Source organism: Priestia sp. TGN 0903, from assembly GCF_050846855.1.
Taxonomy (GTDB): Bacteria; Bacillota; Bacilli; order Bacillales; family Bacillaceae_H; genus Priestia; species Priestia zanthoxyli.
The window spans coordinates 1,057,573-1,075,099 of the sequence record NZ_JBOZGL010000001.1; the positions used below are offsets into that span (position 1 = coordinate 1,057,573).

The following is a 17,527-nucleotide window of genomic DNA, read 5'->3' on the forward strand; positions in this document are numbered from 1 at the left end:
CTCTTAAAATGGCCCGTAATTGATAAAATAAGCAATCACAACGGCTATTAGACCAATCACATATTGAATAAGGACTAACGGCAACACCCATTTTGCCCACTTTGTCCATGAAATTCCCGCAATTGCTAAGCCAGCCATTAATGTTCCAGCCGTCGGGAAAATAATGTTTCCGATGCCGTCTGCAAAAGAAAAAGATAATACTGCCGTTTGTCGCGTAATATCAAGCAAATCTGCAAGAGGCGTCATGATTGGCATCGTCAGCATCGCATGACCCGTTCCAGATGCTAAAATAAGATGAATCAGCGCTTGGAAGTTGTAGATTCCGATGACGCTTAAATATCCCGGAATATGTTGAATCGCTCCAGATACTTGATGAAGCATAGGGTCTACAATATGACCTTCATTTAAAACAACAAGAACTGCGCGAGAAACTCCGATAACAAGCGCTCCTCCAACCAGTGCTGCTGCCCCGTTTGTAAACGACTTAACCGTATTTTCAACAGAGAGTCTTCCAATAATCCCAATCACAACTGTCAAAATCACAAACAGAGAAGCAATTTCAGTAATGTACCACTTATACTTAATAACGCCAAAAGCAAGAATTACATAGTTAACAAGAAATGCTGCCATAATCCATTTATGCTTTCTAGTTAACTTGGCATCGGAGTTTAAAAGTTTATTTGCATTAGTTATGCTGTATTTTCCGTATGTTCCAATCGAAGGACTTTTTTTCACTTTCATCGCATATCGATAGACAAACCATACTGAAACAGCGTAAACAACTACGAATAAGACAAGGCGAAAGCCCATTCCAGAAAACATAGGAAGTTCTGCTACTCCTTGTGCAACACCCACTGTAAACGGATTCATAACTGCCGTAGTAAAACCAGCTGATGCTCCAATTAAAACAATGGCAGTTCCCGTTAATGCGTCGAACCCAAGAGCAAGTGCCAGCGGAATTAAAAGAGGAATATAGGCTAGAGTTTCTTCCGCCATCCCCATTAAAGAACCGCCTACCGCAAAAAATAGCATCATAACAGGAATTAATAATTTTTCTCTAGTAGCAAGCTTTTTAGCCATCGTTGTAATCAATACATCTACTGTCCCCGTAGCGCTTAGTACACCAAAGAAACCGCCGATAATTAATACAAAAAAGATAATGTCGGCTCCTTCTACCATTCCTGTATGTATCGCTTTGACCATATCAAAGAATCCAACAGGTGTAGAACCAATCCATTTAAACGACTGAGGATCTACCGTTGTTCGTCCGTCTACTTCTACACGTGCGTATTCTCCTGCTGGCAAGATATACGTTAAAATGGTAGCAATCACAAGAAAGCTTAACAATAAAGCAAAAACGTTTATTTTTCTCTCTTTTTTCCGTACCTGATTTAATGAACTCATTTCCTTTTGCGGTTCACTCATTCTTCTTCTCCCCTTCATTGTGAAATAGTAACTTTAAACAGACATCTCGTTCTTTAAAAGCAGCTTCCTTATCTGCAGCTACACATTGCTCCTTTCTCTTGTGTTCTTCACATATAGTACAAGCAATTTTCGTGCCAACGTATAACCGTTTAATTTTCTGAATTATGATATAATTAAAATGTGTTTTAGGTGTTAATTGGGTGTTTTTTAAAATTTAATAACGCCAATTAAGAAGCTAGTTGATAGAAAATCTGGAGCATGAAACCATTAGCTAGTTCTTTTTTTAAAAAGCAGCAAAACGAAAGATAAAAGAATTTAATCTATAGACATAAAAAAATACTACACTCAAATGGCTGGCTGAAAAACATGCGGATCGTAAACTTACAGAAGTGGCTGCTACAGTAGAACACGCACTTTATCAAACGCTCCAAGATGAAGTGAAAACGAAAGATTTAGGCGGACATGTCTCTACATCGGAGTTTACAGAAGCTATTTTAGAGAAAATAAAATCCACGCAAAATTAACAGCAATTTATCCATTCTATAGAGGTGATCATAATGAAAAAAAGAAAGATTATTATGGACTGTGATCCAGGTCATGATGATGCCATTGCAATTATTTTAGCTGCCGCACGACCGGAATTAGATATTTTAGCGATTACAACTGTTTCAGGAAACGCAGAAATTGAAAAAACGACGGTGAATGCTTTGAAAGTGTGTGACTTGGTATCGTTACATAACGTGATTGTTTCAAAAGGAGCAAGCGAACCAATGATGCGCAGACGTGAAAACGCGCCTAGTATACACGGAGATTCAGGATTAGACGGTCCTGAGTTCCCGGCTCTCTCTCGCAGCTGGAGCGAAGAACACGGAGTAGATACTATTATACGAATGGTCAAAGAGTCAGAAGATCCCGTTACGCTTTTGCCTACCGGTCCTTTAACGAACATTGCCTTAGCTTTAATGAAAGCTCCAGAAATGAAAGAAAACATTGAAGAGATTATCCTTATGGGCGGTGGAACCTTCGGGAACTGGACGCCAACGGCTGAGTTTAATATTTGGGCAGACCCAGAAGCGGCTAAAAAAGTGTTCGATAGCGGCATCCCACTCGTAGTAATGGGGTTAGATATTACGCATCAAGCCGTTGCAACAGATGACGTTATTAACCAAGTCATGAACATCGATAATAACGTAGCAAAAAAGGTCGGGGAATTATTAGCATTTTTTAAATCTGCCTATAAAGAAACCTTTGGATTTAATGGCCCTCCTGTTCACGATGTATTGACCGTTGCTTACTGTGTAGCTCCAGAACTATTTACGCTAAAAGAAGTTAATATTGTAGTAGAAACACGCGGAGAATACACGGCTGGAACAACTTCAGTTGATTTGCTTGGAGTCACAGGGAGAAAACCCAATGCTAAATTCGGTTTAAGTCTTGATGTAGACGGATTTTGGAATTTAATGATTGAGGCTCTTAAAACATATTCAGCTTCGTAATGTTCATCTAGAAGATAAATTTTATAGAGGCAGCACCAGAACGTCGAGTTCACAACTTGCTGGTGCTGTCTTACGTTTATTCATACTATCTAGCTGTTTTTTTTGCTTTTTGATTGAGCATTAAAGTAATGATTGAAGCAACAATCACACCTGTAATCAAGCAGTTGGATATATCTTTATAAATTACTCCCATTACTATCCCACCTATAACGCCTACACTAATGAGTGAAATTCGCTCTCTTTGATTCATGATTTATCCCTCCATCTTTTTTAACAAAACATTTAATTTATGAAGAGCAAACTGCAGGTCTATTTGCTCTTCTTCATTTAATTTGGCAAGATTTCTATGAAAGTTACTATAAATCCCTCTCCATTTTTCCTCTTGAATACTTTTTCCTTTATGTGTTAATGTGACTAAAACTGCACGCTTATCTCGCGGATCAGGCATTTTGATTAAATATCCTTCATTTTCCAATTCACTGATAACATTCGTTAACTGTTGTTTGGCAATATTTAACCCTTGGCTAATTTCCTTAATATTCAAATCTCTTTTTTGCATATACATAAATTCAACTACGTGATTTTGTAAATGTGTTAATTTCACTTCATTCTTGTTTAAGTTCTTAAAGCTTTCAAATAAAACCGGTATTAAAGCGATATATTCCTTAGCCAGTTTTTCCTTCATGAGATACTCACCTTCTTTAGTAAATATATTATTACTAATTTTGAATAAAAACAATAAAAATCGTTCATTTTAGTAAAAATACATTTACTAAAATCCATACACACTTCTAAAGTTATGTTATCTCGCTCTAAAAAATAGTTTATTAATCCTATGGAAGCAGCTATTTAACAATAAAAAAAGTAAGGAAGTATACTCCCTCACTTTCTGTTTACAACTCCCGTTAAAAAATTCAAAAATACGTGTACGCCTGCTTTTACAGTTATTTCTCTTACATCACGCAACGGATCTAGACATACAATATCCATTGCTTGAACAAGCGGATGACTCCCAGCCGTGTATACCGCTTCAAACAATTCCTCCGTTCTCATTCCCCCTGTGGTTCCTGCTGGAACTCCAGGTGCGTAAGCAATATCTAACACGTCCATATCAACGGTTAAATAGATCATGTCTACTTCTTTGCTCAGCTGTTTTAGTGCTTCTTTCACCGTATGAGTTACTCCCGCTTTTCTTGCTTGCAGTAACGTTACACAATGAACGCCTTTGCTATCTGCATATTCCTTTAACGATTTTGAGTTGTAAAACCCGTGAAGCCCAATATTCCATACATGAGTTGCATCAATTGTGTTGCTTTCAATTAAATTCCGTATGGGTGTTCCGTTAGAAGGGCCATTGTCTTCTAAGCTTCGTAAGTCAAAGTGCGTATCAAACTGTAAAATTCCTATTTTCTGTTCAGGATGTGACTCTTTCCATCCTTTTACTAACATAGCTGTAATGGAGTGGTCTCCTCCGAGCATAACAGGCAGCGCATGCGGATGACATTTCCGCATAGACATCATCGCTTCTTTTATATACTGATGAGACTTCTCTATATCCGTTACGTGCTGTTTGACGTCCCCTAAATCCAACACTGACAAGGAAGTCAAATCCGTATCATACTCAATATGATACGGATTAAAGGATTTCCAGAGTTTCCTCATGGCCATTGGCGTCTCACTGGCTCCAGAAGCACTAATGGAAGACCTTGAAAGAGGCACGCCCAAGACCGTAATATCTATCGATGTAAAGTCGACGTTGCACCCATCTTCAACTGTCTGAATCCAATCACTTACTTTTGGGTCAGAAGTACTTTGACGCTGCCAGCAAAAAGGCGGTCGATCAAGCTGTGGGTACGGATAGTTCATGTAAAGCACCGCCTTCAACCACAACTTTTCCATCTTTTAATACCGTGTCTACAAGATTTACGGCATAGTTATACTGCAGCGTTTGGTAATTGGGCGCATCAAATAGCACTAAATCGGCTTTTTTACCTACTTCAATACTTCCGATTTGATCCCCTTTGCCAATGGCATGAGCCGCGTTGATCGTACAGGCTGTTAAAACTTCTGCTGGCGTCATTTTCATCGTTAAACAAGCTAAATTCATAATAAACGGCAGCGATTCCGTAGGAGAAGACCCTGGGTTTCGATCTGTAGACAAAGCAACCGGTACCCCTGCTTCGATCATTTTTCTAGCACGCGCCGGCTCTTCCATTAAAAAGAATGCAGTACCCGGCAATAGAACGGCTATAACTCCGCTTTCAGCCATTTGCTTAATTCCTTGATCCGATGCTTTTAATAAATGATCCGCAGACACAGCTCCCACTTTAGCCGCTAACTCTGCCCCGCCAAAAGACACAATTTCATCGGCGTGGATTTTAGGTTTTAGTCCGTATGCTTTTCCAGCTTGTAAAATACGCTCTGACTGTTCAACTGTAAACACGCCGTCTTCACAAAATACATCACAAAACTCCGCTAGCTCTTCTTTTGCAACAATTGGTATCATTTCTTCGATAACAAAACGAACAAACTCATCTTCATTTCCTTTGTACTCAGCTGGCACCGCATGAGCTCCCATAAAGGTTGAAACAACATCTACTGGATGCTGTTCATTCAGTTTCTTCGCTACTTTTAATTGTTTGATTTCATCTTTAAGATTTAAACCGTACCCGCTTTTGGCTTCGACAGTTGTAACTCCGTACTGCAGAAATTTATTTAAACGTTTTGTAGATTGCTTGATTAGCTCCTCTTCTGTTGCTTGTCGTGTACTAACGGTTGTTTGTAAAATTCCTCCTCCCGCTTTTAAAATATCAATATACTTTGCCCCGTTTAAGCGCATTTCTAATTCTTTTTCACGACTGCCGCCAAACACAAGGTGAGTGTGGGGATCAATCAACCCAGGCGTTACGATTTTTCCTTCGGCATCAATTATATTAATAGGTTCATGGATATGCTCAAGGTATTCCCGCGCTTTGACGTCAGGCCCAACAAATACAATTTTTCCATTTTTAACGAGTACGCTGCCATTTTCAATGATTCCTAGATCTGACATTTCTTCCTCTCGTCTAGGCTGACTTCCACCTTTAACCGTAATGACTTGTTCAGCGCATTTGATATACGTAATAGTCATACGTATCCCTCCTTTTTTATTCATGTAACGCGGGAATTTGTATCCCTTTTTCTTTTGCAGTTTGAATGGCCTTATCATAGCCGGCGTCTACATGACGAACAACACCCATGCCAGGATCTGTTGTTAAAACACGTTCTAGACGTTTAGCGGCATCTTCCGTCCCGTCTGCTACTACAACCATTCCAGCGTGCAGAGAATACCCCATACCTACTCCTCCTCCGTGGTGAACGGATACCCAGCTTGCGCCTGCTGCCGTATTGACTAATGCATTTAAAATAGGCCAGTCTGCTACTGCATCACTGCCATCTTTCATTGCTTCAGTTTCACGATTTGGCGAAGCCACGGAACCGGCATCTAGATGATCTCTGCCAATAACGATAGGCGCTGACAGCTCTCCGTTTGCTACCATGTCATTAATAATTTTTCCAAAGCGCGCTCTTTCTCCGTAGCCTAGCCAGCAAATACGAGCCGGCAATCCTTGAAACTCAATTTTTTCTCTCGCCATTTTAATCCAGTTGCAAAGATGCGTATTATCCGAAAACTCACGTAAAATGACTTCATCTGTTTTATAAATATCTTCTGGGTTTCCTGACAAAGCGACCCACCTGAACGGTCCTTTTCCTTCACAGAACTGCGGACGGATGTACGCTGGGACAAATCCCGGGAAATCAAATGCATTCGCGACACCTTCATCGAGCGCCACTTGGCGAATATTATTGCCATAGTCAAAAGCAACCGCGCCTTTTCTTTGCATCTCTAACATGGCTTGAACGTGAATAGCCATACTTGCTTTTGATTGTTTTATATATTCATTTGGATTTGTATTCCGCAATTTTTCTCCTTCTGCTAAGCTGACTCCAATCGGCAAATATCCGTTAAGCGGATCATGTGCCGATGTTTGATCTGTCACAATATCTGGGATAAATCCTCGCTTTATCATTTCAGGCAAAATCTCGGCTGCATTTCCAACTAATCCAATGGACAGCGCTTTGCCCAATCTTTTTGCATCTTCAGCTAACGTGATTGCATCAGCTACACTTTCGACTACCGTATCGCAATACTTTGTTTCGATACGTTTTTCAATACGCGTGCGATCAACATCAATTCCAATGACAACGCCGCCTGCCATCGTAACGGCTAACGGTTGTGCACCTCCCATTCCTCCTAATCCAGCTGTTAACGTAATGGTTCCTTTCAAAGTTCCGTTAAAATGCTGGTTGGCACACTCAGCAAATGTTTCATACGTTCCTTGAACAATGCCTTGGCTTCCGATATAAATCCAGCTTCCTGCAGTCATTTGCCCGTACATCATTAACCCTTTTTTATCGAGCTCATGGAACGTCTCCCAATTCGCAAAAGCAGGAACAAGATTTGAATTTGCTAATAAAACACGCGGCGCATCACTGTGCGTTTTAAAAACCGCAACCGGCTTGCCGGACTGTATGAGAAGCGTTTCATCTTCTTCTAATTCTTTTAACGTATCTACAATACGATCGAACGCCTCCCAGTTACGGGCTGCTTTTCCGATCCCTCCGTATACGACTAACTTTTCCGGATGCTCTGCTACTTCGGAATCTAAATTGTTTAGAAGCATGCGAAGAGCGGCTTCTTGTACCCAGCCTTTTGTCGTTAGTTCTGTTCCACGAGGTGCTTTTATTCCACTTTGTTTTGTCTCCATTTCGTTTTCCTCCTCTATAAAAATGAAAAACTGTTAAACTAACTTTTTATTACAGTGCTAGTTCATAATTCGTATCTTGCACAAAAGTTTTGAAATCAGCTGCTAACGCCTCAATATCACGTGAGAAAATTCGATCTTTCATAATGGTTGGTACGGTTTTTCTAATTCTTGAATAAATTTTTCTTGTTTCTGAAGCAAGTTTATCCACTCCTTGAATATCGGCTGCTTGAGCCGCACAAATTGCTTCGATTGATAGAACTCTTCTTGTATTTTGGATAATTTGATAAGCATGACGTGCAGCAGTCGTTCCCATGCTGACATGGTCTTCTTGATTCGCTGAAGATGGGATAGAATCAACACTTGATGGATGCGCTAATACTTTATTTTCGGAAACTAATGAAGCCGCAGCGTATTGAGTAATCATGAGCCCGGACTCTAGACCTGGATCTGCACTTAAAAATGCGGGCAGCCCGCTAAGCTGAGGGTTTACTATTCGTTCAATGCGCCGTTCAGAAATATTCCCAAGCTCCGCCATTGCAATTCCTAGAAAATCCATAGCAAACGCAATGGGCTGCCCGTGAAAATTACCTCCAGAAATTACTTTGCCGCTGTCAGCAAAGATGAGAGGGTTATCAGTTGCTGAATTAATCTCAATTAACAGCTTTTCTTTTACATAATTTAAAACTTGATAAATAGCACCATGAACTTGAGGAATGCAGCGCAGTGAATAAGCATCTTGCACTCTTATTTGACCTTGAGAAGTAGTTAATTGACTGCCTTCTAAGTACGAAAGAATTCGGGCAGCTACCTGCTGTTGTTCCGGGTAAGGTCTTACTGCATGTGACTCAGGCATGAATGCTTCTACAATACCTTGCAGACCTTCTAATGTCAGTGCTGCAATTCCGTCAGCAAGATCAGCGAGCTTTTGAGCTTCAAGGTACGAAACTACTCCTACAGCCGTCATTGCCTGAGTGCCGTTGATCAAAGCTAGCCCTTCTTTTGCCTGTAATTGTATAGGTTCAAGCCCTGCTAGCTTTAAAGCATCTTCTCCTTGCATTCGCTGACCATTATATACAGCTTCTCCTTCTCCAACTAGCAGCAGCGCTAGATGTGATAACGGGGCTAAGTCACCGCTAGCTCCAAGCGAACCTTGACTCGGGATAACCGGTACTACGTTTTGGTTTAAGCAATCGATAAGAAGCTGCAAGGTTTCCAGTCGTATTCCGGAATACCCTTTAGCTAATGCGTTCGCTCGTAAAAGCAGCATGACTCTGCTTACTTCTAACGAAAATGGCTCTCCTAGTCCGCAGGCATGACTGCGAATCAGGTTAATCTGCAGATCAGCTAAGTCTGTTTTTGAAATAACCGTATCACTAAACTTTCCAAATCCCGTATTCACTCCGTAAATTACGTTGTTGTTCGTAATGCTCTCTTCAACTAACGTTCTGCTTTTTTGTATATGTTCAACTGCGTGATCGCTAATTTTCACGGAGTATCCTTGGTAAATAACTTTGTAAATTTGGTCGAACGTCAGTGAATTTCCATCAATTTGAATAAACATCATACCCGCTCCCTTGTTAAACTGTAGACTGCCTTTTCTTTTTGAACACAAAAAGGGGCTATATCAAAGAGGAAACAAGCTCCTTTTGATATAGCCCCCTATAAACTAACCTACTTACACTATGGGCTTTTATTAATAATCAGTATTTCACTTATACATACAATCGCTAAATGACTAAATCACTATACACTTTAAGCTGTACAACTTAAAGCAACTAGGGTACCTACACTAAGTATTACGCTGAATTAATCATTTGTCAATTATTATTTAAGAAAATTTTAAATAATCTGAAATAAAATCGTTATTTCTTATAGCAGCGATGATTCACGGCTGCACAATTTTATTTTTTAAACGTTATCGGACGTTCATGTCGCTTGGGTGCGGACCTTTGCGGCGGTTGCTGTTTAATCCATTAATCTCTGCCATATCATCAGCAGTAAGTTCAAAATCAAACACGTTAAAGTTTTCTTCTATTCTAGACGGTGTAACTGACTTAGGAATGACAATTGTGTTGTTCTGTAAGTGCCAGCGCAATACAACTTGAGCCGGAGTTTTGCTATGTACTTCAGCAATTTTTTGAATAACCTCGTCTTGTAACACTTCTCCTCCTTGATCAAGAGGGCTCCATGCTTCCACGAAAATATTATGTTTGGCGCAAAACTCTTTTAATTCATTTTGAGCAAGATACGGATGGCACTCAATTTGGTTTAAAACAGGCGTTACGTCACATTCATTTAACAAGCGCTCCAAATGCTCAATTTCAAAGTTGCAGACGCCAATTGCTTTTACTTTGCCATCGTGATAAAGCTTTTCTAATGCTTTATACGTCTCCACATACTCATCATATTGAGGAGTAGGCCAGTGAATCAAATATAAATCCACATAATCAAGTCCTAATCGTTCTAGGCTTTCATCAAACGCACGTAGTGCATTTTCATAGCCTTGGTCGCTGTTCCAAACTTTTGTTGTAATAAACAGCTCTTCCCGAGGAACAGAAGATTCTTTAATCGCTTGACCTACTCCTTCTTCATTTTTATAAATCATAGCTGTGTCGATAGAGGTATATCCAACTTCAATTGCTTTTGACACTGCAGCTGCTGCTTTGTTATCTTCTACTTGCCATACGCCAAATCCAAGCTGAGGCATTTTTAAGCCGTTGTTTAATGTGACAATATTCATTTTACATGTCTCCTTTTTTGTTAAAAAGTTCAAAGTTTTAATGATGGTGCCAGCCGATCAGCATAGCAACCTGGCCCATTATAATGCCGACTGGGATTCCTACAATCATGGCTCCAAATCGAAATTTAAAAGACCATGCCCGCGGTACAAGGGAAAACAAATAAATCATACTCATCGTTGCCATACATGTACTGCTAAAGAAACTGACGATAGTGTGTAAATTTGGCATTCCTTCTCCTCATTTCACTAGAACATTTGCGCCTTTTCAATTTCATCATTTATCTTTTGTTCTAATGCCTATGTTTTCGCAGCCGACATAGTTACATTCGTCAAAGGGTTCCGTAATCCTGCTTCAATCAGCTAAAAATACTTTACCTACGTAACTTTTTTAATTAAAACGAATATGTGCTTTTAACTGAGAAGTTGTGTATAATTTCCGTATATACAAAATAATAAGAATTTTTTATTTCAAAGAGAAACTGTACATCCTCTGTAAGGCAATCATACATATTTGCAAGAGTTAACGAAAGGAATGGATATAAAAATGGCGATTGAAAGAGTAAAAGCATATTTTAAACAATATGGCATGGAGAATCGAATTATTGAAATGGATGAGTCCAGTGCTACTGTAGAACTGGCAGCGCAAGCTTTAAAATGTGAGCCGCAACGGATCGCAAAAAGTCTTTCTTTTAACGCAGAAGGAACCGTTCTATTAATTGTGGCAGCAGGAGATGCGAAAATTGATAATCGAAAATATAAAGAAGAGTTCGGAACCAAAGCAAAAATGCTTGGAGCAAGTGAAGTAGAAACGCTGATTGGTCATGCCGTAGGCGGAGTATGCCCATTTGCCGTTAATGAAGGTGTTCACGTGTATCTAGATGAATCTCTGAAACGTTTTGTTACCGTTTTCCCTGCCTGTGGAAGTGGAAATAGTGCAATTGAATTAACAATACCCGAACTAGAAGAATTTTCGAAATGCTTAAAATGGGTTGATGTGTGCAAAGGATGGAATGAATAACTTAGGTAAATTAAGGTACAGATATACATAAAATAAATCAATCAGTACGCCAATAAGCTGAAACAGTTTTTTGTTTCAGCTTATTGGCGTACCTAAACGAATTTATGAAACAGCTTAACCCAACCTAGGTAAGAAACCCCTAAGAGAAATACAAAAAGAAATAGTAAAGGAATGTTCCTAGGGATAAAAAGCCAGCCGTCTAACGTATTCCACAGAAATTCACTTTTATTTGCTTTTCTCATCGTTTTCACCTCAAGCAGATTTACTATTTTGTATTCAAAAATTCTTTTACATAGTTATATACAGTATCTTCAACTTATGACCTTTTTTCAAGAAAAACGTGCACGAAAAATGGACTGAATCTGAATCTTCTTAATGTATACCTGTTATGTACTCATTCATCGTCTTAGTTTCATCTGTAAAAAAGAAGAAGCCTACATGTTTAGATGCAGGCTTCTTCTCGTTGATTCAGTCTTTCCTTTGTTTGCCTAGTCAGGCCCTTTCGTTACGTATATCGGTTCATAACCAAAGTGCCTTGCGTGAGATACGGATACCTACTTTCAATTTGCGGTAATACATTTGCTGAAGTCGCTGTTAAGCCTTTCAAAACTAATCAGTCCCTTCAAACGCTAAGTATTTAACCTTTCACAACAACCATTTGCATGATAGCTGCTGTACTATATGTGTACCCCGTATTTATATAGTAAAACCTAAAAAAACAATTTTTTATTACATGTAATTTTCTAGACTTTATAGCAAAGAAAAGTTAGATAGTATAGGTGAAAGAAGCACGACAGCCATTAGCGCTCTACTGTTCAGATTCACGCATTCAAAGAAAAAATCTGAACTTGAAATTCAAAAAATTATTTAATGTATGGTTTCATCAATTTTTTGAAATGCATCTTCAAGTGAAGTATATCCATTTGTTTCTCCTTCGTTACCTTGAAGAGTCCATTCTTGCTTTTCGACTGCTAATTTTCCGTCTTTATCTTTTAGATAAGGTCTGTTAACCATAAACACATGATCATTCTTTTTTACTGTGTAGCCAAGATAATAGTGATTACCTTCTCCTTCCTCTTCATATACGGAGACGCCTTGAAGGTTATATTTGTTTAAAATGTCATCCATATGATGAGTCAGTTCACTTACAATCGCTTCTCTTCCTACATATTCCACATTTCATACCCCTTTTCATTTCGATTTATACTTAGCATTCCCTTGAGCATATTCAATTACACTATCTTTCAAACGTTGTATGAACAAAGCAAGTCAATATAATAGTCATTCATTACATAGTAATAAAAAAGCTACCTCACTATAATGCAACGAAAAAACATTGCTAAGTGAAGTAGCTTTTTTGTTACCGAAATCTACAGAGAAACTTGATTATAGTTCAGTTAAAATAATCGGTTCACCGTTTGTTACAACAATCGTATGTTCACATTGTGCTACAAGACTATTATCAGGTGTAACAAACGTCCAGCCGTCGTCTCCGCGTTCAATGATATGATCAGCCTTCATAGAGATAAACGGCTCTACAGCAATAACAAGACCTTTTTTCAAGAGGGCTTTATCCATTGGATCATAATAGTTTAAAATGTGGTTAGGAGCGTCATGCAAGCTGCGGCCAACACCATGACCCGTTAAGTTTTCAATAACAGCATATCCGTTTTGGTGTGCAAAGTTAGAAACAGCACGACCAATTTGATTTTGTTTTGAACCAGCTTTTACTTTTTTCATAGCTGCCCAAAATGCATCTACTGCAGCTTGACACAGCTTTTCTTTTTCTTCGTCTTGCCCAATAACAAATGAAATACCCGTATCCGAATAATAGCCATCAAGTACTGCGGATACATCCACATTTACTAAATCGCCATCTTTTAATACGCGGTCTCCCGGAATACCGTGAGCCACTTCTTCGTTGACACTAATGCACGTTACACCTGGGAAATTATATTCTTTTTCAGGTGCAGAAATAGCACCGTGTTCATCTAATATTTTTTTACCGATCATATCAAGCTCTTTTGTTGTCATACCTGCTTTTGCTTGTTTTTTCATTTCTTCGCGCGCAAGTGCAACGATACGTCCAATTTTGCGTAAACTTTCTAAATCCTGTTCGTTACCAATAATCATAAAAAAACACTTTCCTTCCTCGAAATATATATCCTATCCGATTTTATCATATTTTTATGAGGATTTTTCAAAAGACCTTTTAAGAACTAAAATGTACGATTAATTAGACTAGTAAGATATTTATCATATGTAAAAATCCTCTTCATTAACCTATGAAATTCAAAAAAGCATGCTACTTCACCGCAGCATACTTTTTTATGTTATATAAAAGCTGCCTTAGTAAGCGGCAGCTTTCACAATCCCTTAATCCACTGTTTCAAATTTCACTTCATTAAACAAACTAGTAGAATTCCACACATTCAGCCCAGCATAACCTTCTGAAAAGGTAGGGTCCATCGTATCGATCACCGGCTTATCATCGAGATAAACTTGAATGTGTTCTCCTTCAGCCGTCACTTTTAGATGGTAATCCGTATTTGGTTTTAAATCCAGCTTTCCCCCATCATCGTAAATAATGAGATCCTTGCCTATTCCGTCTCTAAACGCAATGAGCTTTATTTGATTATTCAGCACATCTACATTCGCAGCATAAGCATTGTTTGCCTGTTCATCCGAACGGAATACTAGCGCTCCTGCTCCTGTAGAATTTGAAACAGAATCGTCTAACACCTTTATCTTTGCTTCATATGTGAAATTTTTTGCTTCTTTTGATGATAAGGTAAAGGAATCTTCTTTGCTTCGTCCTTGTTTTCCGTTAATCGTATCGGCCCATAGTCCGCTAATATTCTTCCATCCAGATAAGTTTGTATCAACAGGACTTTTATTCCAAATAGATTTTAACGGATACATCTTAAGAGAATTTAATTTTACAGCGCCTCCTTTGCTATAAAGCTTTATTTTATTACTTGAAAGCGTTGGAAAGAGCTGGTCTGTTATTACTGCAGTGCCGTCATTGCCAAATACTTCTACAGACGAATGGTCTACAAACATATGGAGCTTAACCTTTCCCTCTTTTGGAAGCATGGGAGCAGAGTGTTTGCCTTTCACATTTTTACCAAAATTAAAACTTCCAGAGTGTGTTCGATCAACAGATAATTGCTGCTTGTTTATGTTATAGCTGACTTTTGTATTTTCGCTGCCTTCTTTTTGAATTTGAAAACCAAATTCTTGTGCATCTGTATTTGAAACATCGAATTCTGCAATGATTTCATATTTGTTTTCCTGTATGCCTGAAAGAAGATTTTTGTTTTCAGTAACCATCAGATTCTTCAACACCTTTTTTTCTTGCTTATTGGGAATTGAATCAATTGAAACAGGTATTTGTTTTAAACGAAGCCCTTTTGCTGTGTTGGTGAGTTCTATTTTTCTTGGGATTGACATAGAGCTTCTCCAAGTAGTAGTTGGGGTATTGTTGGCATATTGCCAGTTGCTCATCCAGCCTAGCCAATACTTTTCTCCGTTATCTCCTTCAACTCCGCTCCAATCTACAGCGGCATAAAAGTCGGCACCATAATCTGTCCAAAGCACTTCCTCTGGCGGGTTTTCATTTTTAAATGTTTTTCCGTCAAAATCACCAACAAAGTACTGCATACCTGAACCTCCAGCTGCCGCTCCATCATTGATGCTGACTTGCAGCACCCATTTTTTCTTTGTGCTGTCTCCATCAACCGGCAGTTGAAGTAAAGTAGGACACTCCCAAATGCCTCCGTTGCTTCCGTGAGTTGATTTCACCCATTCTCCTGACACTGTGTTCCAATCTGAAAGCTCTCCGCCTTCTCTTTGTTTAGCTTCCTCTGGTTCTTTTGCTACACTGTCTACTTTATCCGGCATTTTTTCTGTATTAAATACATTCACATCATCTAGATTAATATGCCCCCATCCGCCTACAGCTTGATCAACGGCTTTAATGTACAGTACTTCTCCTATATACTTAGAAGCATCCCATACGTAGCGCTGGTACTTTTCATCTGCAAACTTTGTATTCGCTTGACGAATCAATTCTTTGTCGTCGGATGCCCGGACTAAGGCTACATAACGGTTTGCGGGGTCGTTTCCGCCTCCCATTAACAAATTAATTTCACCTGAACCGCTCAATTTAAAATAAGACGAATGTAATTCTCCAGTGGCATTATCGCCATCTTGCTTATCAGAAAAACCCCATAAATGATACTTTCCTTTTTGTTCAAAAAGACCGCTCCAATTTGCGGTTGCATCCGTTACATGATCGTTTGTGAATGCATTTCCCTTTATCGTTTTCCAGCCGGTGAGATCTCCTATTTCAAAACTTTTATTTTTAATTTCTTTTTCATCTGTATCAATAAACTTTGTCATGTTAACGTCTTGAAACCGGACTGAAGATTGATTAACATGTAGTCCAAACAATCCTTTTGAAAAAGTTTCATCTTTTGCAGTAAGGGTGAAGTTATCGTCTATATGCAAATCAAGTTTATTTCCCGATGCAGTTACTTTTACTTGATGTGATTTGCTCGTATCAATTTTTTCGTTTGTTTCAGCAAGGACAGTTGAAATGCCATTTTGAAGTTTTACTAGTTTGATTGTATCCTTAGAAGCATCTACGCTAGCTATATATCCGTTTTTGGCTTCCGCGTCTGCTCGGAAAAGTAGTGCACCTGAACCATGATTTTCATCTAAAAATGTCATATTTGACTCGTAAATGAACTGATCTCCCTGTTCTTCACTCATAATATATCCGTCGCTGTTAGATTTACCGATTTTTCCAGCAGCAGTATCATTCCACGTTCCAGTAATAGATTTCCAGTTAGATAGATTGGTTATGAAATTAGATTGATTCGTAAATTTAACATGACGAAAGACAGCTGTGGAATTCCATGCTGTTAGTCCAAACTGACCGTTTTCAAAAGATGCATCACTGCCTTCTAAAACCTGTTTTCCATTTAGCAGTATCTTAAAGTGGTGACTGTTTGCTTCTACTTTCACGTGATACGCTTGTGACGTATCCAGCCTCATTGGCTTTGAAACAACGGTCGTTACGCTTCCTTTCTCTACTTTGTTAAGTGTTAAGAGGTTCTTTTCAGCATCTAAATTGACGGTATATGCGTTTGTTGCATCTTTATTAGAACGAAAAACAAGGCCTCCTGCACCTTCGCGTCCATTCTTTTCTACAAGCATAATTTCTCCCTCTAGAGTAAAAGATTGACCTTTTTGTTCAGTCAAAGTATATGAATAGGCACCGTTTTGACCGTTTGCTTGAATCCCTCCGTCAGATCCAAACTCACTTGCGTATTTCCAATTTTTCAAGTCAGGTGATGTATAAAACATGATTTTATCTTTAGCAGCTAAAGACATCACCCACTGCTTGGTTTGCTCGTGCCAAAAGACTTTTGGATCGCGCCAGTCAGGAACTGGGGGATTTGGCATAACGGGATTTCCTTCATATTTGGTCCATGTTCTTCCGCTGTCCGTGCTGTATGCTAGACTTTGAACTTGCCCTTTACTGCCTGAGTGCGTAAAGATAGCTACCATCGCTTCTTTTCCAAATCCTGCGGTATTATTCCAATCGATAACGGCACTTCCTGAAAAGATCTCTCCGTTCTCATCTGGCGAAAGAGCAACCGGAAGGTGTTTCCATTTCACTAAGTCTGTACTAACTGCATGCCCCCAGTGCATAGGTCCCCAGGTGGTACCGTAAGGATAATACTGATAAAAAAGGTGGTACTCCCCGTTATAATAGACCATTCCATTTGGATCGTTCATCCAGTTCGCTTCTGGAGAAAAATGAAATTGATTCCGGTATTTTTCTTGATAATACCCTGTATTATCAGCTAATACAGGGTATACAGAAAACATGCTTATGGAACAAGCGACTCCAATCATCAATAACTTTTTGACGGTTCTTTTCATCTTTCTTTCCTCCTTTATTGGCATTACTGGCTATGCAAAACATGTTCACCAGCGGATGCTAGAAGAATAGATGACTCCTCTTATT

15 protein-coding genes are annotated in these 17,527 nt (G+C 39.0%); 3 read left to right on the top strand and 12 right to left on the bottom strand.

Going from position 1 to position 17,527, the window contains the following annotated elements; all coding sequences use genetic code 11:
- Positions 1-3: 3 nt before the first annotated feature.
- On the bottom strand, positions 4-1,425 hold the full coding sequence (locus ACRPLY_RS05475) for a YfcC family protein (protein WP_098113409.1): 1,422 nt from the start codon (positions 1,423-1,425) through the stop codon (positions 4-6).
- 389 nt (positions 1,426-1,814) lie between these two features.
- Here ACRPLY_RS05475 and ACRPLY_RS05480 point away from each other — a divergent pair, with 389 nt between their 5' ends.
- Positions 1,815-1,949 carry an isocitrate/isopropylmalate family dehydrogenase gene (locus tag ACRPLY_RS05480; RefSeq protein WP_223546494.1) on the top strand — a complete coding sequence of 45 codons (135 nt, stop codon included), beginning with the start codon at positions 1,815-1,817 and terminating at the stop codon, positions 1,947-1,949.
- A gap of 33 nt (positions 1,950-1,982) precedes the next feature.
- Entirely contained in the window at positions 1,983-2,921 is a 939-nt protein-coding gene (locus ACRPLY_RS05485) for a nucleoside hydrolase (protein ID WP_165635738.1), read from the top strand.
- A gap of 85 nt (positions 2,922-3,006) precedes the next feature.
- On the opposite strand, the gene ACRPLY_RS05490 is transcribed toward ACRPLY_RS05485, so the two are convergent.
- The 8 genes from ACRPLY_RS05490 to ACRPLY_RS05525 all read right to left on the bottom strand — a co-directional run bounded on the left by ACRPLY_RS05490 (position 3,007) and on the right by ACRPLY_RS05525 (position 10,698).
- A complete protein-coding gene (locus ACRPLY_RS05490; RefSeq protein ID WP_165635737.1) occupies positions 3,007-3,171 on the bottom strand; it encodes a hypothetical protein in 165 nt (54 codons plus the stop codon).
- A gap of 3 nt (positions 3,172-3,174) precedes the next feature.
- Positions 3,175-3,606 carry a MarR family winged helix-turn-helix transcriptional regulator gene (locus ACRPLY_RS05495; protein WP_165635736.1) on the bottom strand — a complete coding sequence of 144 codons (432 nt, stop codon included), beginning with the start codon at positions 3,604-3,606 and terminating at the stop codon, positions 3,175-3,177.
- A gap of 197 nt (positions 3,607-3,803) precedes the next feature.
- A complete protein-coding gene (locus ACRPLY_RS05500) occupies positions 3,804-4,787 on the bottom strand; it encodes an agmatinase family protein (RefSeq protein ID WP_432231645.1) in 984 nt (327 codons plus the stop codon).
- The gene (gene hutI / locus ACRPLY_RS05505) at positions 4,762-6,051 is read right to left on the bottom strand and encodes an imidazolonepropionase (RefSeq protein ID WP_098113413.1); all 1,290 of its coding nucleotides are present in this window, start codon (positions 6,049-6,051) and stop codon (positions 4,762-4,764) included. Before hutI ends, ACRPLY_RS05500 begins: the two co-directional genes overlap by 26 nt.
- 16 nt (positions 6,052-6,067) lie before the next feature.
- The gene (hutU, locus tag ACRPLY_RS05510) at positions 6,068-7,729 is read right to left on the bottom strand and encodes a urocanate hydratase (protein ID WP_154972749.1); all 1,662 of its coding nucleotides are present in this window, start codon (positions 7,727-7,729) and stop codon (positions 6,068-6,070) included.
- A gap of 49 nt (positions 7,730-7,778) precedes the next feature.
- On the bottom strand, positions 7,779-9,290 hold the full coding sequence (gene hutH / locus ACRPLY_RS05515) for a histidine ammonia-lyase (protein ID WP_028413924.1): 1,512 nt from the start codon (positions 9,288-9,290) through the stop codon (positions 7,779-7,781).
- 354 nt (positions 9,291-9,644) lie between these two features.
- The gene (locus ACRPLY_RS05520) at positions 9,645-10,469 is read right to left on the bottom strand and encodes an aldo/keto reductase (RefSeq protein WP_028413925.1); all 825 of its coding nucleotides are present in this window, start codon (positions 10,467-10,469) and stop codon (positions 9,645-9,647) included.
- Between the two features lie 37 nt (positions 10,470-10,506).
- Positions 10,507-10,698, bottom strand: a complete 192-nt coding sequence (locus ACRPLY_RS05525) for a hypothetical protein (RefSeq protein WP_033578521.1) — start codon at positions 10,696-10,698, stop codon at positions 10,507-10,509.
- Between the two features lie 315 nt (positions 10,699-11,013).
- Between ACRPLY_RS05525 and ACRPLY_RS05530 the strand changes: the two genes are divergently transcribed.
- Positions 11,014-11,487 carry a YbaK/EbsC family protein gene (locus ACRPLY_RS05530; RefSeq protein WP_034267780.1) on the top strand — a complete coding sequence of 158 codons (474 nt, stop codon included), beginning with the start codon at positions 11,014-11,016 and terminating at the stop codon, positions 11,485-11,487.
- Positions 11,488-12,354: 867 nt separating this feature from the next.
- Here the strand turns inward: ACRPLY_RS05530 and ACRPLY_RS05535 are convergent.
- From ACRPLY_RS05535 to ACRPLY_RS05545, 3 genes are all read right to left on the bottom strand, one after another.
- On the bottom strand, positions 12,355-12,663 hold the full coding sequence (locus ACRPLY_RS05535; protein ID WP_028413927.1) for a DUF5634 family protein: 309 nt from the start codon (positions 12,661-12,663) through the stop codon (positions 12,355-12,357).
- Positions 12,664-12,873: 210 nt separating this feature from the next.
- Complete coding sequence (gene map / locus ACRPLY_RS05540) at positions 12,874-13,620, bottom strand: type I methionyl aminopeptidase (protein WP_014460782.1); 747 nt, start codon at positions 13,618-13,620, stop codon at positions 12,874-12,876.
- A 243-nt stretch (positions 13,621-13,863) separates the two neighbouring features.
- Positions 13,864-17,442, bottom strand: coding sequence for a GH32 C-terminal domain-containing protein (locus tag ACRPLY_RS05545; protein ID WP_432231646.1), 3,579 nt, complete (start codon positions 17,440-17,442; stop codon positions 13,864-13,866).
- Positions 17,443-17,527 lie beyond the last annotated feature (85 nt).